The following is a 24,059-nucleotide window of genomic DNA, read 5'->3' on the forward strand; positions in this document are numbered from 1 at the left end:
GTGATTCAGAGCGCCATGGTGGCCAGCGTCAGCAGATAGGCCCCGTAGCAGAACGAGAGCCCGGCCAGGGCGACGGTCACCGCGACCGCCGCCCGGGGCCGGGCTTTCGTCAGTGCGAGCGCGAGCGGGACGAGCAGCGGGAACGCGGGCAGCAGGAAGCGCGGCTTCGACTCGAAGAACCCCGACCCGCCGACCGTGATCACCACCAGGACGGCCGTGTAGATCAGCAGGGGCACCGGCGGCCGGTCAAGCACGAAAAGGACGAAAAGGACCACCATCGCCGCGGTCAGCAGCGCGGCCATCGTGAATCCCAGGTCGTACGGGGCCGTCGCGAGCCTCTTCACGAACTCCAGCGAGCCCTCGCCGAAGTCGAACCGGGACGTCCACCCGGCCTGCACCGCGAAGTAGCCGCCGAGCAGATCGCCCTTGCGCACCCCGACCCACAGGACGTAGCCGCACCAGCCGAGCGGCGCGAGCAGCGCGCCCGCCCAGGGCCGCCAGGAACGCCGCCCACCGCGCCAGATCTCGTATCCCGCCGCCGCCAGCACCGCCGCGGTCACCGCGACGGCGTTCGGCCGGGAGAGCCCGGCGAGCAGCGCGAGCGAGCCCGCCCACAGCCAGCGCCGCTCCAGGACCGCCCACAGCGACCAGGCCGCGAGCGCCGTCATGACGGGCTCGGTGTACGCCATCGTCAGGACGACGGAGTGCGGAAGCAGCCCCCACAGCAGCACCAGCAGGGTGCCCACCGGGCGGCCGTGGAGGCGCTCCCCGATCAGGTAGATCCCGGGGGCCGCGGCCGCCGCCGCCGTCCACGAGACGATCAGGCCCGCGGTGCCGCCGGTGACCGGCAGGACGGTGGTCACCGCGCGGATCAGGCCCGGGTAGAGCGGGAAGAACGCCAGGTCGCTCTGGACCGAGCCGTCCGGCCAGGACAGCGTGCGGCCGTAGCCGTGGGCCGCGATCCGGGCGTACCAGTCGGCGTCCCAGGAGGTCGCGAGCCGCACGCGCGGCGAGAACCCCCGGTGCCAGGCCGCGACCGCGACCATCAGGAGCCCGGTCAGCCGCGCGGCCGCGAACAGGCCGAGCGCGGGGGCCGCCCGGCGCAGCGCGCCGGTCCAGGGCAGGGCGCTCGTGATGCTCCCCGCCCGGCGGCCGCGGGCGGGAACGGTGATCTCGGCGGACAGGGGACACCTCCGGTCGCGCGTTGGTCGTTCAGAGCCGGTGTCCAAACCCCGCCCGGACCCGGGCGGGGTTTGGACACCGGCTCTCAGACCGACCATCAGCGCGGATCCGGCTTCCCGCGACCGGTGCGCCCCCGACCGGGTAGAACTCCGCCCACCCGGCGGTGCGCACGCGGGTCGCAGCGACCCCCTAGCCCGCCAGGGCCTTGAGCCGGGTGACCGCCTCTTCGAGTACGGCCGTCCGCTTGCAGAAGGCGAACCGGACGAAGGGGGCGCCCTCTTCGCGGTGGTCGTAGAAGACCGCGTTGGGGATCGCCACGACGCCGACGCGCTCGGGCAGCGCGCGGCAGAACGCGAAGCCGTCGCTCTCGCCCAGCGGGCGGATGTCGGTGGTCACGAAGTACGTGCCGGCCGGGCGGAACACCTCGAACCCGGCCGCCGCGAGCCCCTCGCTCAGCAGGTCCCGCTTGGCCTGGTGCTCCGCGCGGAACCCGTCGAAGTAGGAGTCCGGCAGCCGCAGCGCCTCGGCCACCGCGTACTGGAAGGGCCCCGAGGCCACGTACGTCAGGAACTGCTTGGCGGAGCGGACGGCTGCCACCAGCTCGGGGGCCGCCGTCACCCAGCCGACCTTCCAGCCCGTGAACGAGAACGTCTTGCCCGCCGAGCCGATGGTGACCGTGCGCTCGCGCATGCCCGGCAGGGAGGCGAGCGGGACGTGCTCGGCGCCGTCGAAGACGAGGTGCTCGTACACCTCGTCGGTGATCACCAGGAGGTCGCGCTCGCAGGCGAGTTCGGCGACCGCGGTGAGCTCGGCGCGGGTCAGGACCGTGCCGGTCGGGTTGTGCGGGGTGTTGAGGAGGATCAGCCGGGTGCGCGGGGTGACGGCCGCGCGCAGCTCGTCGAGGTCGAGGACGAAGTGTCCGTGTGCGGCTCCGCCGCGCGGGCCCCCGGACGGGCGCAGGGTGACCGGCACGCGGGTGGCGCCCGCCATCGCGATGCACGCGGCGTACGAGTCGTAGTACGGCTCCAGGGCGATGGCCTCGTCGCCGGGTTCGAGCAGCGCGAGCAGGGAGGCGGCGATGGCCTCCGTGGCGCCCGCGGTGACCAGGACCTCGCGGTCCGGGTCGAAGGTGAGGCCGTACCGGTGCTCCTGGTGGTCGGCGATCGCGGTGCGCAGCTCGGGGACGCCGGGGCCCGGCGGGTACTGGTTGCCCCGGCCGTCGCGCAGGGCACGGACCGCCGCTTCCCGTACGGCCTCGGGGCCGTCGGTGTCGGGGAAGCCCTGGCCGAGGTTGATGGACCCGGTCCGCAGGGCGAGGGCGGACATCTCGGCGAAGATCGTCGTCCCGAACTCGGCGAGGCGACGGTTGAGGAGAGGGCGTGCGCTGGAGGTCATGACCGCCATCCTGCGGGCAACCTCTGGAGTTGCTCAAGTGTGCTTTGGCGTCCGGCAGCCGCGGGCATCCCCCCTCCACGCGGGACAACGGGGGACCGCGGGAGACAAGGACGGTGGGGGGAATGGACATCGCCATAGAGATGGGGATCGTCGCAGTGGTGCTGCTGATCATCGTGGCCGGCCCGGGGGCACGGCGCCGACGCAAGGCCATGGCGGCGCGCAAGCGGTCGAGGTGGTCGTCCTCCTCCGGCAGCTCCGGCAGCTCCGGCAGCTCCGGCAGTTGGTGGGCCGGGGACGGGGGCGGGGACGGCGGTTCATCCGGCGGGAGCGGGCACCACGGGGGACACCACGGGGGCAGCCACCACTCCTGCGGCGGTGGGCACTCCTCGTGCGGCGGCGGCCACTCGTCCTGCGGGGGCGGCGGAGGCTGCGGTTCCAGCTGAGAGGTGACGCCTGAACTCGGCGTGATGCGGCCGGAGTTCGGGCTCATGGGCCGACGGGGCGACCGGCTCGGACGTGGTCGCGGCTGTCACGGGGCAGCCGATTCCACCGCCGGTCGTGCCCGTTGTGCGCCCGGTCGGTTCCGGCCGGCCGGGCGCCCTCTCGCACGCCTGTAGTTGAACGTTTGAACCGAGTGGCCCCCGAGGGGATGGAAACCCCATCAAGTTGGGTAAAAAAGCTGTGAGCGCCGCGCACTTCATGATTCCCTCGCAGATGAGAAACGACGCAGCCCTCGGACCCCGGGCGATCAGAGATCGGTCCCCGTCCTTCGTTGCGGTCCGAGGCGACCTCGGTCACCCACCCGCCACATGTGTGTTTTGCGGAGCCCACCCATGCTCACGACCCTCAAGACCGCCTACACCGACACGCGTGCCGCCGACCTCGCCTGGGCGCTGGGCCGCGAGCCGCTGCCCGCCCTCGCCGTACTCGACCTCGAACTGACCGGCGCGAAGCTCCAGTTGAGACTTCTGGGCGCCTCGCACCAGGTGCTCCTCGACGAGGAGCGCGGAACCTGCTCGGAGACCGTCGCCTGCATGCCCGGCAGCAGTACGCCGCTGCCGCTCGGCGTGGCGAAACGTCTCGGGGAGTGGGACTACGAGTTCGCCGCGCGCGTCGAAACGCTCTCGCGCGGCTCGTTCGCGGGGCGCGCGCAGGAACTCCTCGCGCTCGTCGCCGACCATCCCAACGGACTGGCGGGAACGTTTCCCGGCTCGCCGCACGCGTTCACGGCGATGCTCGCGCAGCGCGGCGACGGCCAGGTGTGGTGGCGCACCTGGCACGCCTACCCGCAGGAAGGGCAGTTGGTGGTGACCCGGACCCGGGTCGGCGTGCGGGCGCCCGTGCCCGCCTGGCTCTGAGGCGCTCGATCCCCCGATGGTTGGCTCCAGTTGAACCCGTGTGGGTGACAGGATGCGAACGGAGTGTGACGTAGCGTTCGCATCATGATCGAACCGCTCCCCGCTCCCGTGAGGAGGCCGCGGTCGGGTCGGTTCCTCGTCCTGGCCGTCGTGTTCATCTGCGCCGCCTGCGGCCTGGTGTACGAGCTCGAACTGGTCGCCCTCGCCTCGTACTTGATCGGAGACTCGGTCACCCAGGCCTCGGTGGTCCTCTCGGTGATGGTCTTCGCGATGGGTGTCGGCTCGCTGCTCGCCAAACGGCTGCGCTGCCGGGCCGCCGTCGGCTTCGGGCTCATCGAGGCCGCGCTCGCCCTGGTCGGCGGCTGCTCCGCGATCGCGCTGTACGCGACGTTCGCCTGGTTCGGCGGCTCGCGGTACGCCCTGGTCGCGTTCTCGCTCGCGATCGGCATGCTGATCGGCGCCGAGATCCCGCTCCTGATGACGCTCATCCAGCGCGTCTCGCGGCGAGCCGAGGGCGACGCGAGCGGCACGGTGGCCGACCTGTTCGCCGCGGACTACGTGGGCGCGCTCGTGGGCGGCCTGGCGTTCCCCTTCCTGCTCCTGCCCCAACTCGGCCAGCTGACCAGCGCGTTGCTCACCGGTGCGGTCAACGCGGTCGCGGGCGGCTCTCTCGTCCTGCTGCTCTTCGGCCGCGACCTGTCGCCGCGTGCCCGCTGGGTGCTGCTCGGCGCCAACGCGGTCGTCCTGGCCGTGCTCGCGCTGACCACCGCCATGGTCGGCGACTTCGAACAGGCCGCGCGCCGCGCCGTGTACGGGGGCCAGGTGCGGGTCGCCGTGCAGACCCGCGTCCAGGAGATCGTCCTGACCGGCAGGCGCGGCGCCCCCCTCGACCTGTTCCTCGACGGGCGCCTTCGCATCAACGGCCGCGACGAGTCCCGCTATCACGCGGCCCTGGTGGGGCCCGCGCTCGACGGAGGCCCGCACGGCCGTGTCCTGATCCTGGGCGGCGGCGACGGCCTGGCCGCCCGCGAAGTCCTGCGCCGCCCCGGCGTGCGCTCGGTGACCCTCGTCGAACTCGACCCGGGCCTCGTCCAACTGGCCCGCGATGACCCGGAGTTGGCGGCTCTGAACGCGCACGCCTACCAGGACCCCCGGCTGCGTCCGGTGATCGCCGACCCCTTCCGCTGGCTGCGCGGCGACGGCTACGGCTCGGGAACGTACGACGTGATCGTCTCCGATCTGCCCGACCCCGGCATCACCGCGAGCACCAAGCTGTACTCGCAGGAGTTCTACGGGCTCGCCTCGCGCGTGCTCGCACCCGGCGGGCGGCTCGTGGTGCACGCGGGGCCGGTGAAGGGCCGGCCGCGCACGTTCTGGACGGTCGCCTCGACGGTCCGCGCGGCGGGCCTGTCGACGTTCGCGTACCGGGCGACGGGGAGGAACGCCGGGTTCACCGCGGGCCCCGACCGCGCCCTGGACTCGGCGAAGTCCCCGCACGACTGGGGCTTCGTCCTGGCCGCGAGGCCCGCCCCGTATGCGTTCTCGGCGGGGGGAGCGCCATCGGGCGTGCGGCTGCCCGCGGGTACGGAGTCGCTGACACCACCCTCGGACGCGGCCGGCTTCCCGCCGTCGACGCTGGTGCATCCGCGATACGCGGATTGAGGAGGCCCTTCGGCGGCCCCGCCCCGGTGGGCGGCCGCACTCCGCGAGCGGGCCGGGTCCGGCATCGGTGCCGCGTTGGCGCAGACGTGACGGCCGGTGCTGAGTAGGCTCGGTGGCTATGGAGCATGAGGTGTTCGTTCCGGTTGAGGCCCAGTCACTCCGGCAGACGCTGCGCGATCCCGCCCGGGTCGCGCGCTGTGTGCCGGGGCTCCAGCAGGATGCGGGCGAGCCGCCCATCGCGGGCCGGCTGAAGGTCCGCCTCGGCGGGAGCACCATCACCTACCGAGGCGCCCTGCGCATCACCGAGCAGAACGGCGACGTGTTCGCCTTCGAGGGCGAGGGGGTCGAGGTCCGCGGCGCGGGCGCGGCCAAGCTCACCCTGACCGTACGGCTGGAACCGGCCCCGGGCGGCACCACCCTCGCCTTCGCGGGCACGGCACTCGCGGAGGGCCGGGCGACGGACGTACCGGCCGACGCGGCCCAGGCCTCGGCCCTGCGCCTGCTCGACCGGTTCGCGGCGGAGCTGGCGCGGCCGGTACGGGAGGAGCCGGGCCGCGCGGCCGGCGGGGCGGCGGAGGTCGCCGACACGGACCTGAACACGGATCTGGCCGACGGGCCCAAGGACCGGGCGGCCCGCCTCGACCCCGAACTCGACACGGACCTCAACACCGACCTGGACGCTTCCGACCCGGACCCTTCCGGTCTCGACTCGGAGAGCCTCGCCTCCGTCTTCGACGCCGAGGTGCCGCCGCCGGCCCTGGACCCGCTCGCCGACGAGGAGTTCGCCATCGAGGTCGGCGAGCCGGTGCCCGCCGAGGCCGCGCACGCCCGCCGCACCATGATCGGCCGCAGCGCCGAGGAGGTCGACCACGCACCGCCGCGCGGCCGGTACGCCCCGGTGCCCGCGCCCTCGGGCGGCAACGCCGGGGCCACGCTGCGCTGGGTCGCCCCGGCCGCCGCCCTCGCGCTGGCGTCCGCGGTGGTCGTCGGCCGCGCGCTGAGGCGCCGGCGCTGAGAGGAGCGGGCGGCCGGGCCCGCCCGGGGGCGGAAGCCGACGCCGGTGGGCCGCCCCGCCCGGGTCGGAAAGAGGCGCTCACCCCACATCCCCGGCCCACCGGCTAGGGTCGACGGCGTGAGCAGTGACCAGATCAAATTGGGCGTCGGCGCCGTGGAATTGACCGTCGACGCGGGCCACGGCTGCCGGATCAGCAGCCTGCGGATCGACGGCACCGAGGTGCTGCGCCAGGGCGACAAGTACGGCTGCTTCCCGATGGTGCCGTGGTGCGGCCGCGTCGAGAACGGCCAGTTCCGCGACGGCGGCGTGAAGTACCAGCTGCCGCTCAACTCGCCCCCGCACGCCATCCACGGCACCGCCCGCGACCACGCCTGGAAGACCGCGCGGGTCTCCGACACCGAGGCCGTGTTCACCTACGAGCTGGCCGAGCCCTGGCCGTTCACCGGCAGGGTCACCCAGATCTTCGAGCTGACGCCGGACGCGCTGACGGTGACGATGGGCGTCGAGACGTACGACAACTCCTTCCCCGCGCAGGCCGGCTGGCACCCCTGGTTCGTGCGGGAGCTCGACGGCAGCCGCGTCGAGCTCGCCTTCGACGCCGAGTGGCAGGAGGAGCGCGGCGACGACCACCTGCCCACCGGTCGGCGCATCGAGCCGCTGCCGGGGCCCTGGGACGACTGCTTCGGGATGCCCGACGGCGTCGACGTCACCCTGACCTGGCCCGAGCGGCTCGAACTGAAGGTGACCAGCCCCACCGAGTGGGTCGTCGTCTACGACGAGCAGGACGAGGCCGTGTGCGTGGAGCCGCAGTCGGGCCCGCCCAACGGCCTCAACACCCTGCCCCGCCAGGTCACCCCGATCGACCCGCTGGAACTGTCGACGACGTGGACCTGGCGACGGCTGTGAGCAGGGCCCTTAAGCTCATGGGTATGACTGATGTACGCGCAGACCTGCTCCAGCAGATCAAGGACAAGGCCGTGGTGCACGGCAAGGTGACCCTCTCCTCGGGGATCGAGGCCGACTACTACGTCGACCTGCGCCGGGTCACCCTTGACGGCGTCGCCGCGCCGCTGGTCGGCCAGGTGATGCTCGACGTGACGGCCGAGTTCGACTTCGACGCGGTCGGCGGCCTGACCATGGGTGCGGACCCGGTGGCCGGCGCGATGCTGCACGCGGCCGCCGCCCGGGGCCGCACCCTTGACGCGTTCGTCGTCCGCAAGGCCGCCAAGGCGCACGGCATGCAGCGCCAGGTCGAGGGCCCGGACATCAAGGGCCGCCGGGTCCTGGTCGTCGAGGACACGTCCACCACCGGCGGCTCCCCGCTGACCGCCGTCGAGGCGGTCCGCGCGGCCGGCGCCGAGGTCGTCGCCGTCGCGACGATCGTGGACCGGGCGACCGGCGCCGCCGAGAAGATCACCGAGGGCGCGGGTGTGCCGTACGTCTTCGCGTTCTCCTCGACGGAACTGGGCCTCGCGTAAACCTGGTAGCGAGTTCCCAGACTCGTACGGGGTGCGAAACTCGTGACCTAGGTCCCGGGACGGGCGCGCTCAGCCCGCTGACCTGCACGTTCTTGAAGGGGCGGGCCGTTTCACGTGAAACGGCCCGCCCCTGGTGCGTCCGCCGGGTGGAGCCACGGCCAGAGTCTGGAAAGATGGGCCGCGACGATGACGTCGCCCCCAGGTCAGGGCCAGCACCTATCGCACACCCGCACATCACAAGGAGCGGACAGATGCCCATCGCAACCCCCGAGGTCTACAACGAGATGCTCGACCGGGCGAAGGCAGGCAAGTTCGCCTACCCGGCCATCAACGTGACCTCGACCCAGACCCTGCACGCTGCGCTGCGCGGCTTCGCGGAGGCCGAGAGCGACGGCATCATCCAGATCTCCACCGGTGGTGCGGAGTTCCTGGGTGGCCAGTACAACAAGGACATGGTCACCGGCGCGGTCGCCCTGGCCGAGTTCGCGCACGTCGTCGCCGCCAAGTACGACATCACGGTCGCGCTGCACACGGACCACTGCCCGAAGGACAAGCTGGACGGCTACGTCCGCCCGCTGATCGAGGTCTCCGCCGAGCGCGTGGCCAAGGGTCTGAACCCGCTGTTCCAGTCCCACATGTGGGACGGCTCCGCCGAGACCCTCGCGGACAACCTGGCCATCGGCCAGGAGCTGCTCGCCAAGGCGGCCGCCGCGAAGATCATCCTTGAGGTCGAGATCACCCCGACCGGCGGCGAGGAGGACGGCGTCAGCCACGAGATCAACGACGAGCTGTACACGACCGTCGACGACGCGCTGCGCACCGCCGAGGCCCTGGGCCTGGGCGAGAAGGGCCGCTACCTGCTCGCCGCGTCCTTCGGCAACGTCCACGGCGTCTACAAGCCGGGCAACGTCGTGCTCCGCCCCGAGCTGCTCAAGGACCTCCAGGCGGGCGTCGGCGAGAAGTACGGCAAGCCCTCGCCGTTCGACTTCGTCTTCCACGGCGGCTCGGGCTCCACGGCCGAGGAGATCGCGACCGCCCTGGAGAACGGCGTCGTGAAGATGAACCTCGACACCGACACCCAGTACGCCTTCACCCGCCCGGTCGCGGACCACATGTTCCGCAACTACGACGGTGTCCTGAAGGTGGACGGCGAGGTCGGCAAGAAGTCGACGTACGACCCGCGCACGTGGGGCAAGCTGGCCGAGGCCGGCATGGCCAAGCGCGTGACCGAGGCGTGCGCGAACCTGCGCTCGACCGGTACGAAGCTGAAGTAGGCACTGCTCGTAGGTTCGCTTACGTTCGGCTCGGGCCCGGTGTCCCCTCGCGGGGGTGCCGGGCCCGAGCCATGTCCTGGGGAGGCCCGCATGACTTCGTACGACTTCGACATACCCGTTGACCGGCGCGGTACCTGGAGCATCCAGTGGGACGGGGTGGCCGCCCGGTTCGGGGCCGAGGGGCTGCTCCCCTTCACCATCTCCGACATGGACTTCCCCTCCCCGCCGGAGGTGCTCGCGGCGCTCCAGGAGCGGGTGGCGCACGGAGTGTTCGGTTACACGGACTGGCAGAACGAGGAGTTCCGGGGTGCGGTGCGCGACTGGTACCGCACCCGGCACGACACGGAGATAGACACCGACCGCCTCGTGTACGCCCCCTCCGTCCTGAACCAGCTCTCCCAGCTCCTGCGCATGTGGACGGAGCCGGGGGACGCGGTCGTCGTCCACACCCCTGTGTACGACGGCTTCCGCAAGGCGGTCGACGGGCTCGGCCGCGAACTGCGCGGCGTCCCGCTCGGCGACGGGGCAGCGCTTGAGGCGGCGCTGGAGGGGCCGCGGAGCCGGGTGCTCCTCCTGTGCTCGCCGCACAACCCGACGGGCCGGGTGTGGACGGAGGCCGAACTGGCGTCGTTCGCGTCGCTGGCCCAGCGGCACGGGGTCGCGGTGATCAGCGACGAGATCCACGCGGACTTCGTCCACGACGGCCACCGCCACCTGCCGTGGACCCGGTTCGGCCAGGGCCGCTGGGCCCTGATCACCTCCGGCACGAAGTCGTTCAACTTCCCCGCGCTGACGGGTTCGTACGGAATCGTCGGCGACGCCGCGGACCATGCGGAGTTCGTCCGCCGCATGGAGACGGGCGAGGGCCTGGGCTCGCCCGCCGTCCTCTCCCTGACCGCCCATGTCGCGGCGTACCGGAAGGGGGCGGGGTGGTTGGACGCGCTGCGGACGTATGTGGCAGGAAACCTGGAGCTGGTGGCCGCGTCTCTCAACTCGGCTTTCCTCGGCCTGAGTTGGGCCACTCCGCAGGCGGGTTACCTGGCGTGGATCGATCTGCGGCCGCTGGGGGTGGACGAGGCCGCGCTTCAGCGGGAGCTGGTCGAGGTGGAGGGGGTGGCGATCATGCCGGGCGGGGTTTACGGGGCGCCGGGGTTTGTTCGGCTGAACGTGGGGTGCGGGAGAGAGAAGGCGCGGGTGGGGGTGGAGGCGCTGACACGGGCGCTGCGCCGACTGACCTGAGAGGGTTTCGGGGAGGGGAGGGGCGGGGGACAGTTCCGCTGTGGCGGACAACGTACGCATGGGCACCACCCCCGGCCGCTGGGTTCTGCTCACCACCGTCCTCGGCTCGGGCATGGCCCTCCTCGACTCCACCGTCGTCAACGTCGCCCTGCCCCACATCGGCGCCGACCTCGACACGGACATGGCCGTACTCCAGTGGACCGTCAACGCCTACATGCTCACCCTGGCCGGCCTGATCCTGCTCGGCGGCGCCCTGGGCGACCGGTACGGGCGGCGGAAGGTGTTCGTGATCGGGGTGGTGTGGTTCGCCGCCGGATCACTGCTGTGCGGGCTCGCCCCGAACGCCGGGGTGCTCATCGCCGCCCGCGCCCTCCAGGGCATCGGCGGCGCGCTGCTCACCCCCGGCTCCCTCGCGATCATCCAGTCGGGCTTCCACCCGGACGACCGGGCCCGCGCGGTCGGCGTGTGGTCGGGGCTCGGCGGGGTCGGGGCGGCCGTGGGCCCGTTCCTCGGGGGCTGGCTGGTGGACGGCCCCGGCTGGCGCTGGGTGTTCCTGATCAACGTGCCGCTGGCCGCGCTGTGCGTGTCCGTCGCCCTGCGCCACGTACCGGAGTCCCGCGACCCGCGCACCCACACCGGCCGTTTCGACGTGCTGGGCGCGGCGCTCGGCGCGCTGACCCTGGCCCTGGTGACGTACGCGCTGATCGAGGCGCCCGGGCAGGGTTCGTCGCGGCTGGTCATCGGGGCGGCGGTGGCCGGGCTCGGCCTGGGCGCGGCCTTCGTACGACGCGAGCGGCACCTGCCGGACCCCATGCTGCCGCCGGACATCTTCCGCTCGCGGATCTTCACCGCGGTGAACCTGGTGACGGTGTGCGTGTACGCCGCCTTCGGCGGATTCTTCTTCCTCGCCGCCCTCCAGCTCCAGGTCGTCGTCGGGTACTCGGCACTCGGCGCGGGCGCCGCGCTGCTGCCGACGACGGTGCTGATGCTGCTGCTTTCGGCGCGTTCGGGCGAGCTGGGGCAGCGGATCGGGCCGCGCATCCCGCTGACCGTCGGGCCGCTGCTGTGCGCGGCCGGGATGCTGCTGATGCTGCGGGCCGGCGAGCACGCGTCGTACGTACGTGACGTCCTGCCCGCGCTGCTCGTGCTCGGCCTCGGCATGGTCACCCTGGTGGCGCCGCTCACCGCGACGGTGCTCGGGTCGGTCGACGAGGGGCGGGCGGGGCTTGCCAGCGGCATCAACAACGCGGCCGCGCGGGCCGCGGGCCTGATCGCGGTGGCGGCGTTGCCGCTGGCCGCGGGGATGGGGCCGGAGGCGTACCGCTCGGCGGCGGAGTTCGGGGCGACGTTCCGGCGAGCCATGCCGATGTGTGCGGGGGCGCTGGCGCTGGCCTCCCTGGTTGCGTACCTGACCGTACGGCGGCCTGCGGAGGAGGTTGTGCCGGCCTGCCGGATGCAGTGCGGGGTGTCCGGCCCGGCCATCGAACCCGACCGGGGCGAGCGATCCCCGTGAACCCGGGGGGTTTGCCCACCCTCCCCCAAGCTCTTAAGGAGCAGGGGGACCCCCATCCCGTGACGGGGGTTGGATGCGCTGAGCCCTGGGGCTGCGCCCCAGCCCCCCTGCGGGGACTCCGTCCCCTGCACCCCTTGCGGGGGCTCTGCCCCCGGGCCTCCGTTCGTGCCTGTCGGTCGGCTGCGGACCGTGCGTGGCTGGTCGCGCAGTTCCCCGCGCCCCTGTAGGGCACCCAGTACTGCTGGTCGTGCCCACGCGGCGGAGCCGCACGTGTCACAGTCCCGCGCCCCTGGCAGGGTTGGTGCTGGCCCGCACCGGAGCATTTCAGCCCGTCCGGCGTTTGAGGACGAGCGCCCTTCAGGTGCGATACGGGGTCTGGGGCGGAGCCCCAGGAAAACCGGCTTCACCTCTTTCCAACCCCCGGCGGGTTTCGGGAAGGGGCGGGGTGGGGGCTCAACGGGGTCTGGGGCGGAGCCCCAGCGCACCTCAGAGGGCCGGGGGCCCGCGGTGGCAGACTTGGCCGCATGTCCATTCACGAGAACCTCCTCGGGGGCCCCGCCCCGACGCTCCTGCCCGACGACCCGGAGCCGCGCGAGCTGCTCGCCGGCGGCACCGCGCCCGCCGACGTCGCCGCGAAGTACCCCACCTCCTCCCTCGCCTGGGCGCAGCTCGCCGACGACGCGTTCGACGGTGGCCGCACCGTCGAGTCGTACGCCTACGCCCGCACCGGATACCACCGCGGCCTGGACTCGCTGCGTCGCGCCGGGTGGAAGGGGCACGGCCCCGTGCCGTGGGAGCACGAGCCCAACCGCGGGTTCCTGCGGGCCCTGCACGCCCTCGCCCGCGCCGCGCAGGCGATCGGCGAGGACGCCGAGTACGAGCGCTGCAGCACCTTCCTGCGGGACTCCTCGCCGCTCGCCGCCGACACCCTGGGCTGACCCGCCCGGAGTGATCCGCTCCCGCCCGATCGGGAACGTTCCGGCCGTCCGTGCCATCTGTATGGCTGACACGGACGGTTCGGGCACGCGGGCGGCACCATCGCGCGCGTCCGGCCGCATGGACAGGCTGGCGCAGAGGCCCCACTCCTCTCCCCCCAACCCCAGCCGGGAGCAGGGGAGAACTCCGTCTTGGGCAAGCGAGGCGCCCGCAGCACAGTCAGTCACGGCCGGAAACGGGTGGACCAGGCGTCCCGGAGCAGACGGCGGCGCTCCCGCTCCCGCGTCCTGCTCGTCACCGGGTGTCTGCTCGGCGGCACACTCGTCGGCGGGATCGCTCTCGCCCAGTGGCCCGGCGACGCGCACAAGCCCGCGGTCGAACCCGGCAACGTCTCGGCCAGCCCCATGGAGGAGCGCTCCCCGCTGCCCCTCGCATCGCCGCCCGCGAAGCCGTCACCGTCCGGCGGCGCGAAGGTGGACGTACCCGCCGCCGGGCCCGGCACCTTCACCACCGCGCAGGCCTCCGGCAAGGTCGTCGGCACCGCCGGGCCGCTGCGCCGCTACGAGGTGCAGGTCGAGGACGGCGTGGACGTCTCCGCCAAGCAGGCAGCCCTCGACGTCCAGACGATCCTGGCCGACCCGCGCAGCTGGGCCGCGCACGGCAAGGGCCGCTTCCAGCTGGTGTCCGGCGGCGGCGACGTCGTCATCAAGATCGCCACTCCGAAGACCACCGACAAGCTGTGCGCCGCCAACGGCGACACCGGCGGCGAGCTGAACTGCGAGGTCACCGGTGGTGTCATCGTCAACCTCAAGCGGTGGGTGACCGGTTCGCCGCAGTACGACGGGCCGGCCGCCGAGTACCGGCATCTGATCATCAACCACGAGATAGGCCACATGATCGGCTACCACCAGCACATGGCCTGCCCGGGCCCAGGAAAGCCCGCCCCGGTGATGATGCAGCAGATCAAGGGCCTGAACGGCTGCAAGTCCAACGCCTGGCCGTACACCGCGGACGGGACGTTCGTCACGGGCCCCTCGGTGCCCTGACGAACCGCGCGGAACCGTGCTTATGATGCCGGTGGGGACCGGGGCTCCGATGCCGACCAAGGAAGGGGCGGACCGCTACCCGGACACATCGAGGAGACAGCGATGTCATCAAAGATGTCCGAACCGGTCACGCCGCCCGAACAGGGCGACGAGCCGGAGACCCCGAATCTGGACTTCGAGGGCACGACACCGTACGAGGACTACGTCCAGGCGGACGTCCTCACCCACCTGCAGCAGCTGCGCTCGGACGACCCGGGCGAGATGGTCTTCCTGGTCACCACCCAGGTCATGGAGCTGTGGTTCACGGTCATCGTGCACGAGTGGGAGACCGCCTCGCGGGCGCTGCGCGCGGACCGGGTGCCGGTCGCGATAGACGCCCTGAAGCGTTCGGTACGGGAGCTGGAGGCGCTCAACGCCTCGTGGACGCCGCTGGCGCAGCTGACCCCGGCCCAGTTCAACTCCTACCGGGCCGCGCTCGGCGAGGGCTCCGGGTTCCAGTCGGCGATGTACCGGCGGATGGAGTTCCTGCTCGGCGACAAGTCGGCGTCGATGCTGGTGCCGCACCGGGGCGCGCCCCGCGTGCACGCCGAGCTGGAGAAGGCTCTCGGTGAGCCGAGCCTGTACGACGAGGTCCTCGCGCTGCTCGCGCGGCGCGGGTACGCCGTGCCGTTCTCGGTCCTCCAGCGCGACCTGACCCGCAAGTACGAGCCGAACCCGGGGGTCGAAGCGGTCTGGGCCGAGCTGTACGCGGGCGACCAGAACGGTGAACTGGTGCGCCTGGGCGAGGCGTTGACCGATGTCGGCGAGCTCGTGTGGCGATGGCGCAACGACCATCTCGTGGCGACCCGGCGGGCCATGGGCGCCAAGGCCGGCACCGGCGGCTCGGCCGGGGTGGCGTGGCTGGAGAAGCGGGCCACCAAGAACGTGTTCCCCGAGCTGTGGACGGCACGCAGCCATGTCTGAGGCACTGGCCAAGAAGGCCGCGGCGCTGGACGCCGCAGACGAACTCGCCCGGCACCGCGAGCTGTTCGCCCTCGACGACGGCGTGGTCTACCTCGACGGGAACTCGCTGGGCGCGCTGCCCCGGCACGTTCCGGCCCGTATGCAGGACGTCATCGCCCGCGAGTGGGGCCAACTGCGCATCCGGTCCTGGGAGGAGAGCGGCTGGTGGACGGCGCCGGAACGCATCGGCGACCGGATCGCCCCGCTCGTCGGCGCGGCGCCGGGCACGGTCGTGGTCGGCGACTCGACGAGCGTGAACGTCTTCAAGGCGCTGGTGGCGGCGGTGCGCCTCGCGGGCGAGGACCGGGACGAGATCCTGGTCGACGCCTCGACGTTCCCCACGGACGGGTACGTCGCCGAGTCGGCGGCCCGGATGACGGGCCGTCAGATCCGGGCCCTGGCACCGGACGAGATCGTGTCCGCGCTCGGCCCGCGCACGGCGGCGGTCCTGGTCAACCACGTGGACTACCGCACCGGTCGCCTCAACGACCTGCCCGGCATGACGGCGGCGATCCGGTCCGCCGGGGCCCTGGCCGTCTGGGACCTGTGCCACAGCGCGGGCGCGCTGCCGGTCGGCCTGGCCGCGCACGGCGTCGACTTCGCGGTGGGCTGCACCTACAAGTACCTGAATGGCGGCCCGGGTTCACCGGCGTACCTGTACGTGCGCGGCGACCACCAGCCCCGCTTCGACACCCCGCTGCCCGGCTGGAACTCGCACGAGGACCCCTTCGGGATGCGGCCGGCGTACGTGCCGGGCGACGGCGCGGTGCGGGGCCGGGTCGGCACCCCGGACATCCTGTCGATGCTGGCCCTTGAGTCGGCGCTCGACGTGTGGGACGGGGTCTCGATCGAGGCGGTGCGGGCCAAGTCCCTCGCCCTGACGGACTTCTTCCTGGAGTGCGTCGAGGCGTACGTTCCGGCCGGGCGGGTGTCGTCGGTGACCCCGGCCGCGCACGAGGAACGCGGCAGCCAGGTGTCCCTCGCCTGCGCGGAGGCGGGCGAGGTGATGCGCGCCCTCACCGCGCGGGGCGTGGTGGGCGACTTCCGCCGCCCCGACGTCCTGCGCTTCGGCTTCACACCGCTGTACGTGGGCTTCGCCGATGCGGAGCGGGCGGCGACGGAACTCGCGGCGCTGGTGGGCTGAGGGGGTTGAGCCCCGGGCCCCGGGGGGTTTGCCCACCCTCCCCCGAGCTCTTAAGGAGCAGGGGGGACCCCCATCCCGTGACGGGGGTTGGGATGGCCGAGCCCTGGGGCTGCGCCCCAGACCCCCTGCGGGGACTCCGTCCCCTGCACCCCTGCTCGCGCCTGTCGGTCGGCTGCGGACCGTGCGTGGCTGGTCGCGCAGTTCCCCGCGCCCCTGGCAGGGTTGGTGCTGGCCCGGATCGGCATCTTCAGCCCGTCCGGCCTCTTGCGCGCCGCCCATGCAGGCACTCCCAGCCTGTCCGGCGTTTGAGGACGAGCGCCCTTAAGGCGCGAACGGGGTCTGGGGCGGAGCCCCAGGAAACCGGCTTCACCTCTTTCCAACCCCCGGCGGGTTTCGGGAAGGGGTGGGGTGGGGGCTCAATGGGGTCTGGGGCGGAGCCCCAGGGCGCTCCGGGGGCCGCCCCGGGTTGCGAGGGTGGGCGTCCTGGTAGCGTCCCTCGCGCCCGGGTGATCAACCGGCTTGGCCTGGCGAAAGGTTGGGAATGACGGATCCCGCAGAGCGTGACGCGGCCGAAGAGGCATCCGCCTTCTCCCATCCCGCCATCGCCCCCGACGCCAGCGCCGCGTACGGCAACCACCCCGACCAGGTGATCGACTTCTACGCCCCCCGGGGCGACCGCGCCGGCGCCCCCCTGGTCGTACTGCTGCACGGCGGCGCCTGGCGGGCCCCGTACGACCGCATGCACCTCACCCCGCTCGCGGACTTCCTGGCCCGGCGCGGGTTCGCCGTGGCCAACGTCGAGTACCGGCGCGGGAGTCTGCTGCCGCAGCAGGGTGGCGACGGGCCCGTGGCCGGGCGCTGGCCCGACACCTTCGACGACGTGGCGGCGGCCCTGGACGCGCTGCCCGTCCTCGTACGCGATGCCGTGCCGCAGGCCGACCCGCGCCGCACCGTACTGGCCGGGCATTCGGCCGGCGGCCACCTCGCCCTGTGGGCGGCCGCCCGGCACGTACTGCCGCTCGGCTCCCCGTGGCGCACCCCCGGCCCCGCGGCGCTGCGCGGCGTCGTGGCCCTGGCCCCCATCGCCGACTTCGCCACGGCCGTGGAGCTGGGGGTTTGCTCGGGGGCCGTCCTTCAACTCCTGGGTGGAGAAGGGGAGTTGGGGTCTCGTGGCCCGCACGCCGACCCCGCTGCCCTGCTGCCCACCGGGATCGCCACGGCCGTCGTGCAGGGCCGGGAGGACATCGTCGTGCCGCAGGCCGTGGCGGAGGCGTATGTCGATGCGGCGGCCAAGGCGGGGGAGATGGTGGGACTCACCCTGCTGGAGGGCGTGGGCCACTTCCCGCTGATCGACCCCGCGGCTGACGCGTGTGCCGTGGTGGCGGAGGAGATCGCTCAGCTGGCGTACTGAGTTCCTCCGCCTCCGTAGGGGTGCGGTTCATTACGTGCGGGCCGTCGGCGGCTGGTCGCTCCCCCAAGTTCTCGGCTCCTCCCCCAAGGCCTTAAGGGCCAGGGGGGACCCCCATGAACAGGGGGACCCCCATCGCGGCGGAGCCGCACAATGTCACAGCCCCGCGCCCCTCCAGGGCTCACCCGGCCGTCCCGCTGAACACCCCACCCTTGAAGGCCAGTTCAGCGAATCGCTCCCCCATCCGGCGATGCGTCTCCGCATCCGGATGCAGCGCGTCGGGCAGCGGCAGCTCGGTCGCGTCCTCCTCCCCGTACAGCGAACGGCCGTCCAGGTAGTGCACGTTGGGGTCGTCGGCCGAGCGTTGCGCCACGATCCCGGCCAGTTCGTCGCGGATGGCGGCCAGCGTGAGGCGCGTCGGGTCCGTCGCGTCGCCCGTCGCGCGGAACCGCAGTCGGCCGGAGGCCAGTTCCGTGAGGTCGGGGGCGCAGGGGCCCGGGGTGTTCTCGTGGATGGGGCACAGGATCGGGGAGATCACCAGCAGCGGGGTGGTGGGGTGGCCGTCCCGAATGGTGTCCAGGAAGCCGTGCACCGCCGGCACGAACGCCCGCAGCCGCATCAGATCGTGGTTGACCAGGTTGATGCCGATCTTGACGCTGATCAGGTCCGCGGCGGTGTCCCGCATGGTGCGTGCGGTGAACGGGTCGAGCAGGGCGCTGCCGCCGAAGCCCAGGTTGACGAGTTCGGCGCCGCCGAGCGAGGCGGCAAGCGCCGGCCAGGTGGTCGTGGGGCTCGCGGCGTCCGAGCCGTGGCTGATCGAACTGCCGTGGTGCAGCCACACCTTGCGGCCCGAGTCCGGCACCGGCTCGACGGGGGCGTCGGTGCGCAGGGCGACCAGTTCGGTCCTCTCGTTGTACGGCAGCCAGATTTCGACGTCCTTCACGTCGGCGGGCAGGTCGGTGAAGCGGAGGGTGCCGACCGGGCCGGGGTCGTGCGTGACGGACCCCGTCGTCATGTCGATGGTTACGGTGTGGCCGCCCGCCACGCTGTCCTGGCCTGTCAGACGGCCGTTGACCAGCAGGTCGTACACGCCGTCCGGCCGGGGCGGGGCCCCGACGTACACGCGCTTGGTCGCCAGCGTGTCCAGCTCGACGGTCGTGGCCCGGGTGCGGAAGGCGAGGCGTACGCCGGAGGGCTGGGCCTCGGCCATGGCGAGCTGTGCGTCGGCGCCCCGGGTGCGGGCACGGGCGGGCAGCCGGTGCGGCAGCACGCCGTGCTCGGTGTGCTCCAACTCGATTGCCCCGCGCAGGAGTTGGGCGGTGATGGGGGTTGTTGTCAGTGGGGTCATGACGTCGGCCAGTTCTGTAGCAGGGCGTCGAGGGCGTCCAGGGTGCGCTCCCAGGTCTCCTGGGTGTCGGGCGCGCTGTGGCTGAACCCGCCGCCCATCTCCAGGCTGATGTAGCCGTGGAAGACGCTGCCGAGCAGCCGTACGGCGTGTGTCTGGTCCGGCTCCGGCAGGTCGTAGCCGCGCAGGATCGCCCGCGTCATCTGCGAGTGCCTGCGGCCCGCGCTCGCCGCCGCCGCCTCCGCGTCGAGCCGCAGCTGGGTCGCGGCATAGCGGCCGGGGTGCTTGTGGGCGTAGTCGCGGTAGACGTTGCCGAGCGCGGCCAGGGCGTCCTTGCCGGACCGGCCGGCCACGGCGTCGGCGGCCAGGTCCGCGAGTTCCTCCAGGCCGAGCAGGGCGATCCGCGTCTTGAGGTCCTGGGAGTTCTTCACGTGCGAGTACAGGCTCGCGACCTTGACGTCGAACCGCCTGGCCAGCGCCGAGACGGTCGCCTGCTCGAAGCCGACCTCGTCGGCCAGCTCCGCGCCCGCCAGGACCAGGCGCTCGGTGGTCAGTCCTACCCGTGCCATGCCCTGCCCTTCCTCTCTCTCGCCTCGATCGCTGCTGTCCTCGATCGCTCTGTTGGCCCGAAGCCTACCTTAACCAGATACCCATTTGCCTAAAACCTTTAGGCAATCTACCGTGATGTTTATGAAGCCGCTGACCGAACAAGAGATCCGTGCCGCCTTCGTGAACTGCACCAAGGGCGAGGCCAAGCGCCTGGCCGTCCCGCGTGACCTGGCCGAGCGGCCCTGGGACGACCTGGACTACCTCGGCTGGCGCGACCCGCAGGCGCCCGACCGGGGCTACCTCGTCGTCGAGCTGGACGGCCGTCCCCACGGCGTCGCCCTGCGCTGTTCCAGCGCCGCCGTCGGACAGCAGCGGCGCAGCATGTGCTCGCTGTGCCTGACCACCCACTCCGGCGGCGTCGCGCTGATGGTCGCGCCGAAGGCGGGCAAGCCGGGCAAGCAGGGGAACTCGGTCGGCGCGTACATCTGCGGCGACCTCGACTGCTCGCTCTACGTACGCGGCAAGAAGGACGCGGGCGTCGGAGCGCGGCTGCACGAGACGCTCACCGTGGAGGAGAAGATCCGGCGGACGGTGGGGAACATCGCCTCGTTCGTCGCCAAAGTGACGGCTGAGTGAGCGGGAACCCCTCGGGGCCCACCGCGTAGTCCCTGAGGCGGACCCCGCAGGATCCCCATCTGGCCGGACGCCCGCGCGTGGCCCGCCGCCTACCTTGGGGGTGTGAACGAGACGACCAGGCCCCGGCAGGGGAGCGGCACCACAGCAGCGGGCGGCGGCGCCGAGCGCAGCCCTGAATTCCGGCTGGCGATGGACGCGTACGGAGGGCTGCGCAGGGACCTGTTCCACGACGCGTTCGCCTACCGGCCGCTCCCGCCCATGCGGACCGACGGCCCGATCACCCGCCGGCTCCCGGGCCGCATACGCGAGGCCGCGGCCTGGACCCCGCACGCGGTGGTCTGCTTCCTCGCGTTCTGCTCGCTGCTGTTCGGGTACACGCGGGGTGGCAGCGGCGGGCCGGCCTGGCTGCTCAGCGGGGTGATGCTGGCCGTGCCGGTGATCACGACGCTGGTGCGCCCCATCGGAGCGTTCTGGCTGTCGTGCGCGGCGACAGTCTTCACGGGGGTGGTGGGGAGCCACGGCGGCCTCGGCCCCTGGACACCCGGCGCCGTCTTCATGCACCTGAGCGTCCTCATCGTGGTGGCCCTGCGCACCCGCCCCCGCGTGGCGGCCTGGATGTGGGTGGTCACCGTCGTTCTGAGCGCGGTCCTCGGCTCGGTCCGCAGCTCGTACGGCGACAACACCATGCAGCTGGCGACCGTCTACGGCATCGTCCTGCTGGTCATCTCCGTCGTGCACATCCGCAAGGACGCCGAGCGGCAGGTCAGCGCGGAGAAGTCGGTCACCGCGGTGGAGCGCGACAAGCGGACGGTCCTGGAGGAGCGCACCAACATCGCGCGCGAGCTGCACGATGTGGTGGCGCACCACATGTCGGTGGTCGCCATCCAGGCCGAGGCCGCGCCGTACCGGGTGGAGAACCCGCCGCCCGAGCTCGCCCAGGCCTTCGCGACGATCCGCGAGAACGCGGTGGCGGCGCTCACCGAACTGCGCCGGGTGCTCGGCGTCGTACGCGCGGAGGACTACGAGGCGCCGGACGCCCCCCAGCCCACCCTCGCCGACCTGGAGGGCCTGCTCGCGAACGTCCGCGAGGCCGGCCTCCCGGTGGAGAAGGTGATCACCGGTGCGGTACGGGAGCTCCCGCAGGGTGTCGAACTCTCGGCGTACCGGATCATCCAGGAGGCCCTCAGCAACACCCTGCGGCACGCGCCAGGGGCGGGGGCGCGGGTGGAGATCGGATACGTTCTGGGCGGGCTCGGACTGCGCATCGTGAACGGCCCCGCGACCTCCGAGGCGGGCCCTTCGCAGGGTTCCGGGCACGGGCTCACGGGCATGGCGGAGCGGGTGGCGATGCTCGGCGGCGTGATGACAGCGGAGCGGACGGGGGAGGGCGGGTACGAGGTGACCGTCTTCATCCCGGTCGAGCCGGTCGAGCCGGAGCCGAATGGGCCGGCCGAGGCGACGGAAACGGAAGACAAGGCATGACGATCAAGGTCCTGATCGTCGACGACCAGATGATGGTGCGCGAGGGCTTCTCCGTACTGCTCGGCGCGCAGCCGGACATCGAGGTCGTCGGCGAGGCGGTCGACGGCCGCGAGGCGGTCGCCCAGGTGCGGACGCTGCGTCCCGACGTGGTCCTGATGGACATCCGGATGCCCGGCATGAACGGCATCGAGGCGACGCGGGAGATCGTGGCGTCGGACGACTCCTCGAAGGTGCTCGTCCTGACCACGTTCGACCTCGACGAGTACGTGTACCAGGCGCTGCGGGCGGGGGCGTCGGGCTTCCTCCTGAAGGACGCGTCGGCGCGTCAACTAGCCGAGGGCGTACGGGTGGTGGCGTCCGGGGAGGCGCTGCTCGCCCCCTCGGTGACCCGGCGGCTGATCAACGAGTTCGCGCGGGTCGTGCCGGTGCAGCGGGCGGGTTCCTCCGCGCCGCCCGGCCAGGTGGAGGAGCTGACCGACCGCGAGACGGAGGTGCTCGTCCTGATCGCCCAGGGTCTGTCGAACCAGGAGATCGCGGACCGCCTTGTCGTGGCGGAGTCGACGATCAAGACCCATGTGAGCCGGGTCCTGGTGAAGCTGGGGCTGCGGGACCGGACGCAGGCGGCGGTATACGCGTACGAAACCCGCCTGGTAACCCCGGGTTAGCCCCCACCCCGCCCCTCCGGGGGTGGGTGCGGCTCGGCGGGATGCGCCGGGGCTCCGCCCCAGACCCCGGGAGGCCCCACCCCGCCCCTTCCCGAAACCCTCCGGGGGAGTTCGTTCGGCTGCGGCTCGTCGGCTGGTCCTGGGGCTCCGCCCCAGACCCCGTTCGCGCCTGAAGGGCGCTCGTCCTCAAACGCCGGACAGGCTGAAGATGCCTACGCGGGCCAGCATCGGTACGGCTAGGGGTGCGGGGAACTGCGCGACCAGCCACGCACGGTCCGCAGGCTGACTGGCGTCGGGGGTTCGGGGCGCAGCCACGGGAAGCCCGCACCCCACCCCGCCAGGGGCGCGGGGAACTGCGCGAGCAACCACGCACGGTTCGCAGCCGACACCGCACCCGATAAGGGGCGCGGGGAACTGCGCGACCAGCCACAGACGGCCCGCACCCAAACCCCGCCCCCTTGCCCCGCAGTCAGCGGCACCGCATTGTCGAGGCCATGAACCCCACCCCCCTCTTCCGCCCCCACGACGCGGACTTCGTCGCCGACCCCTACCCCGCGTACGCGGAGCTCCGAGCGGCGGGCCGGGTGCATCACTACGCCCCCACGGGACAGTGGCTCATCCCGCATCACGTCGACGTATCCACCCTGCTGAGGGACCGCCGGCTCGGGCGGAGTTACCAACACCGGTTCAGCCACGAGGAGTTCGGCCGGACACCCCCTCCCGCCGCGCACGAGCCGTTCCACACCCTCAACGACCACGGCATGCTCGACCTGGACCCCCCGGACCACACCCGCATCCGCAGGCTCGTCTCGCAGGCCTTCACCCCCCGTACGGTCGAGCGCCTCGCCCCCACCGTGCACCGCCTCGCGGAACGCCTCGTCGACGACTTCTGCGCGGCCGGCGGCGGCGACCTGCTCGCCCGGGTCGCCGAGCCCCTCCCCGTCGCCGTCATCGCCGAAATGCTCGGCATCCCCGAGGCGGACCGCCCCCTCCTGCGCCCCTGGTCCGCCGCGATCTGCGGCATGTACGAGCTCAACCCGGACGAGGAGACCGCCGCCAAAGCCGTCCGAGCCTCCCTCGAATTCACCGCGTACCTGAGGGAGTTGATCGCGGAACGGCGCAAGAACCCCGGCGAGGATCTCGTCTCCGCACTGATCGCGGCGTACGACGACGAGAGCGGTGACGCGGCGGCCCGGCTGTCCGAGCAAGAGATGATCTCCACCTGCGTACTCCTCCTCAACGCCGGCCACGAGGCCACCGTCAACACCACCGCCAACGGATGGCGGACGCTCCTGCACAACCCCGCCCAGCTCGCCGCCCTCCGCGCCGCGCCCGACGCTCTGCTCCCCACCGCCATCGAGGAGTTGATGCGCTACGACACCCCGCTCCAGCTCTTCGAGCGCTGGGTGCTCGAAGACATCGAGTTCGCCGGGCAGAAGCTCCCGCGCGGCAGCGAGGTCGCCCTTCTCTTCGGGTCCGCCAACCGCGACCCCGCCCGGTTCGCCGACCCCGACACCCTCGACCTGGCCCGCGCCGACAACCCGCACGTCTCCTTCGGCGCCGGCATCCACTACTGCCTCGGCGCACCGCTGGCCAGGCTCGAACTCCGGGCGTCCTTCGGGCAGTTGCTCACCAAGGCGCCCCGGATGCGGCTGGCCGCCGAGCCGGAGTGGGGCCCCGGATTCGTCATCCGGGGGCTCAAGGAACTCCACGTCACATGCTGACGATCA

At 72.5% G+C, this 24,059-nt stretch carries 22 protein-coding genes; 18 read left to right on the forward strand and 4 right to left on the reverse strand.

Translation table 11 applies throughout. From position 1 onward, the window contains the following. Positions 1-5 precede the first annotated feature (5 nt). Positions 6-1,229: a hypothetical protein gene (locus OHA17_RS21465; protein ID WP_406507939.1), complete on the reverse strand. Its 1,224-nt coding sequence runs from the start codon at positions 1,227-1,229 to the stop codon at positions 6-8. Positions 1,230-1,371: 142 nt separating this feature from the next. Beyond that, positions 1,372-2,586 carry a pyridoxal phosphate-dependent aminotransferase gene (locus OHA17_RS21470; RefSeq protein ID WP_406507940.1) on the reverse strand — a complete coding sequence of 405 codons (1,215 nt, stop codon included), beginning with the start codon at positions 2,584-2,586 and terminating at the stop codon, positions 1,372-1,374. Between the two features lie 113 nt (positions 2,587-2,699). Here OHA17_RS21470 and OHA17_RS21475 point away from each other — a divergent pair, with 113 nt between their 5' ends. From OHA17_RS21475 to OHA17_RS21540, 14 genes are all read left to right on the forward strand, one after another. Then, positions 2,700-3,020, forward strand: a complete 321-nt coding sequence (locus OHA17_RS21475; RefSeq protein WP_406507941.1) for a hypothetical protein — start codon at positions 2,700-2,702, stop codon at positions 3,018-3,020. 390 nt (positions 3,021-3,410) lie between these two features. Continuing rightward, the gene (locus OHA17_RS21480; RefSeq protein WP_053726442.1) at positions 3,411-3,935 is read left to right on the forward strand and encodes a DUF2617 family protein; all 525 of its coding nucleotides are present in this window, start codon (positions 3,411-3,413) and stop codon (positions 3,933-3,935) included. An 84-nt stretch (positions 3,936-4,019) separates the two neighbouring features. Next, the gene (locus OHA17_RS21485; protein WP_406507942.1) at positions 4,020-5,597 is read left to right on the forward strand and encodes a polyamine aminopropyltransferase; all 1,578 of its coding nucleotides are present in this window, start codon (positions 4,020-4,022) and stop codon (positions 5,595-5,597) included. A 118-nt stretch (positions 5,598-5,715) separates the two neighbouring features. Beyond that, the gene (locus tag OHA17_RS21490; protein ID WP_406507943.1) at positions 5,716-6,612 is read left to right on the forward strand and encodes an SRPBCC domain-containing protein; all 897 of its coding nucleotides are present in this window, start codon (positions 5,716-5,718) and stop codon (positions 6,610-6,612) included. 117 nt (positions 6,613-6,729) lie between these two features. Continuing rightward, the gene (locus OHA17_RS21495) at positions 6,730-7,518 is read left to right on the forward strand and encodes an aldose 1-epimerase (RefSeq protein ID WP_406507944.1); all 789 of its coding nucleotides are present in this window, start codon (positions 6,730-6,732) and stop codon (positions 7,516-7,518) included. 23 nt (positions 7,519-7,541) lie between these two features. Next, positions 7,542-8,090 carry an orotate phosphoribosyltransferase gene (gene pyrE, locus OHA17_RS21500; RefSeq protein WP_053726438.1) on the forward strand — a complete coding sequence of 183 codons (549 nt, stop codon included), beginning with the start codon at positions 7,542-7,544 and terminating at the stop codon, positions 8,088-8,090. A 251-nt stretch (positions 8,091-8,341) separates the two neighbouring features. Further along, positions 8,342-9,364, forward strand: a complete 1,023-nt coding sequence (gene fbaA / locus OHA17_RS21505) for a class II fructose-bisphosphate aldolase (RefSeq protein WP_398874768.1) — start codon at positions 8,342-8,344, stop codon at positions 9,362-9,364. A gap of 90 nt (positions 9,365-9,454) precedes the next feature. Then, positions 9,455-10,603, forward strand: coding sequence for a MalY/PatB family protein (locus tag OHA17_RS21510; protein WP_406507945.1), 1,149 nt, complete (start codon positions 9,455-9,457; stop codon positions 10,601-10,603). A 58-nt stretch (positions 10,604-10,661) separates the two neighbouring features. After that, a complete protein-coding gene (locus OHA17_RS21515; RefSeq protein ID WP_406510778.1) occupies positions 10,662-12,116 on the forward strand; it encodes a DHA2 family efflux MFS transporter permease subunit in 1,455 nt (484 codons plus the stop codon). A gap of 524 nt (positions 12,117-12,640) precedes the next feature. After that, entirely contained in the window at positions 12,641-13,054 is a 414-nt protein-coding gene (locus OHA17_RS21520; RefSeq protein ID WP_398874773.1) for a DUF3151 domain-containing protein, read from the forward strand. 237 nt (positions 13,055-13,291) lie between these two features. Beyond that, on the forward strand, positions 13,292-14,098 hold the full coding sequence (locus OHA17_RS21525; RefSeq protein ID WP_406507946.1) for a DUF3152 domain-containing protein: 807 nt from the start codon (positions 13,292-13,294) through the stop codon (positions 14,096-14,098). A gap of 102 nt (positions 14,099-14,200) precedes the next feature. Further along, positions 14,201-15,061, forward strand: a complete 861-nt coding sequence (locus tag OHA17_RS21530) for a tryptophan 2,3-dioxygenase family protein (protein WP_398874777.1) — start codon at positions 14,201-14,203, stop codon at positions 15,059-15,061. Next, positions 15,054-16,244 (forward strand): kynureninase, encoded by a 1,191-nt coding sequence (kynU, locus tag OHA17_RS21535; RefSeq protein WP_406507947.1) that lies wholly within the window; start codon positions 15,054-15,056, stop codon positions 16,242-16,244. Before OHA17_RS21530 ends, kynU begins: the two co-directional genes overlap by 8 nt. A gap of 541 nt (positions 16,245-16,785) precedes the next feature. Next, a complete protein-coding gene (locus tag OHA17_RS21540) occupies positions 16,786-17,655 on the forward strand; it encodes an alpha/beta hydrolase (protein ID WP_406507948.1) in 870 nt (289 codons plus the stop codon). A gap of 178 nt (positions 17,656-17,833) precedes the next feature. On the opposite strand, the gene OHA17_RS21545 is transcribed toward OHA17_RS21540, so the two are convergent. Further along, positions 17,834-19,000, reverse strand: a complete 1,167-nt coding sequence (locus OHA17_RS21545) for a GDSL-type esterase/lipase family protein (RefSeq protein ID WP_406507949.1) — start codon at positions 18,998-19,000, stop codon at positions 17,834-17,836. After that, the gene (locus tag OHA17_RS21550) at positions 18,997-19,566 is read right to left on the reverse strand and encodes a TetR/AcrR family transcriptional regulator (protein WP_398874787.1); all 570 of its coding nucleotides are present in this window, start codon (positions 19,564-19,566) and stop codon (positions 18,997-18,999) included. Before OHA17_RS21550 ends, OHA17_RS21545 begins: the two co-directional genes overlap by 4 nt. Positions 19,567-19,687: 121 nt before the next feature. On the opposite strand from OHA17_RS21550, the gene OHA17_RS21555 reads away from it, so the two are divergent. From OHA17_RS21555 to OHA17_RS21570, 4 genes are all read left to right on the forward strand, one after another. Beyond that, a complete protein-coding gene (locus OHA17_RS21555) occupies positions 19,688-20,182 on the forward strand; it encodes an FBP domain-containing protein (RefSeq protein WP_406507950.1) in 495 nt (164 codons plus the stop codon). A 102-nt stretch (positions 20,183-20,284) separates the two neighbouring features. Further along, on the forward strand, positions 20,285-21,664 hold the full coding sequence (locus OHA17_RS21560) for a sensor histidine kinase (RefSeq protein ID WP_406507951.1): 1,380 nt from the start codon (positions 20,285-20,287) through the stop codon (positions 21,662-21,664). Next, positions 21,661-22,329: a response regulator transcription factor gene (locus OHA17_RS21565; RefSeq protein ID WP_053726427.1), complete on the forward strand. Its 669-nt coding sequence runs from the start codon at positions 21,661-21,663 to the stop codon at positions 22,327-22,329. Before OHA17_RS21560 ends, OHA17_RS21565 begins: the two co-directional genes overlap by 4 nt. Positions 22,330-22,823: 494 nt before the next feature. Further along, on the forward strand, positions 22,824-24,053 hold the full coding sequence (locus tag OHA17_RS21570) for a cytochrome P450 (protein ID WP_406507952.1): 1,230 nt from the start codon (positions 22,824-22,826) through the stop codon (positions 24,051-24,053). Positions 24,054-24,059: the final 6 nt, after the last annotated feature.

Origin of the sequence: Streptomyces sp. NBC_00212, assembly GCF_045206365.1 — a bacterium.
Lineage (GTDB): Bacteria > Actinomycetota > Actinomycetes > Streptomycetales > Streptomycetaceae > Streptomyces.

What these genes read in the sequence shown, in the direction of transcription:
- fbaA (WP_398874768.1), top strand. Translation starts at nt 8,342, where the DNA reads ATGCCCATCGCAACCCCCGAGGTCTACAACGAGATGCTCGACCGGGCG.
- OHA17_RS21475 (WP_406507941.1), top strand. Translation starts at nt 2,700, where the DNA reads ATGGACATCGCCATAGAGATGGGGATCGTCGCAGTGGTGCTGCTGATC.
- OHA17_RS21490 (WP_406507943.1), top strand. Translation starts at nt 5,716, where the DNA reads ATGGAGCATGAGGTGTTCGTTCCGGTTGAGGCCCAGTCACTCCGGCAG.
- OHA17_RS21565 (WP_053726427.1), top strand. Translation starts at nt 21,661, where the DNA reads ATGACGATCAAGGTCCTGATCGTCGACGACCAGATGATGGTGCGCGAG.
- OHA17_RS21510 (WP_406507945.1), top strand. Translation starts at nt 9,455, where the DNA reads ATGACTTCGTACGACTTCGACATACCCGTTGACCGGCGCGGTACCTGG.
- pyrE (WP_053726438.1), top strand. Translation starts at nt 7,542, where the DNA reads ATGACTGATGTACGCGCAGACCTGCTCCAGCAGATCAAGGACAAGGCC.
- OHA17_RS21545 (WP_406507949.1), bottom strand. Translation starts at nt 19,000, where the DNA reads ATGACCCCACTGACAACAACCCCCATCACCGCCCAACTCCTGCGCGGG.
- OHA17_RS21480 (WP_053726442.1), top strand. Translation starts at nt 3,411, where the DNA reads ATGCTCACGACCCTCAAGACCGCCTACACCGACACGCGTGCCGCCGAC.
- OHA17_RS21540 (WP_406507948.1), top strand. Translation starts at nt 16,786, where the DNA reads ATGACGGATCCCGCAGAGCGTGACGCGGCCGAAGAGGCATCCGCCTTC.
- OHA17_RS21520 (WP_398874773.1), top strand. Translation starts at nt 12,641, where the DNA reads ATGTCCATTCACGAGAACCTCCTCGGGGGCCCCGCCCCGACGCTCCTG.
- OHA17_RS21570 (WP_406507952.1), top strand. Translation starts at nt 22,824, where the DNA reads ATGAACCCCACCCCCCTCTTCCGCCCCCACGACGCGGACTTCGTCGCC.
- OHA17_RS21470 (WP_406507940.1), bottom strand. Translation starts at nt 2,586, where the DNA reads ATGGCGGTCATGACCTCCAGCGCACGCCCTCTCCTCAACCGTCGCCTC.
- OHA17_RS21530 (WP_398874777.1), top strand. Translation starts at nt 14,201, where the DNA reads ATGTCATCAAAGATGTCCGAACCGGTCACGCCGCCCGAACAGGGCGAC.
- OHA17_RS21515 (WP_406510778.1), top strand. Translation starts at nt 10,662, where the DNA reads ATGGGCACCACCCCCGGCCGCTGGGTTCTGCTCACCACCGTCCTCGGC.
- OHA17_RS21485 (WP_406507942.1), top strand. Translation starts at nt 4,020, where the DNA reads ATGATCGAACCGCTCCCCGCTCCCGTGAGGAGGCCGCGGTCGGGTCGG.
- OHA17_RS21555 (WP_406507950.1), top strand. Translation starts at nt 19,688, where the DNA reads ATGAAGCCGCTGACCGAACAAGAGATCCGTGCCGCCTTCGTGAACTGC.
- OHA17_RS21550 (WP_398874787.1), bottom strand. Translation starts at nt 19,566, where the DNA reads ATGGCACGGGTAGGACTGACCACCGAGCGCCTGGTCCTGGCGGGCGCG.
- kynU (WP_406507947.1), top strand. Translation starts at nt 15,054, where the DNA reads ATGTCTGAGGCACTGGCCAAGAAGGCCGCGGCGCTGGACGCCGCAGAC.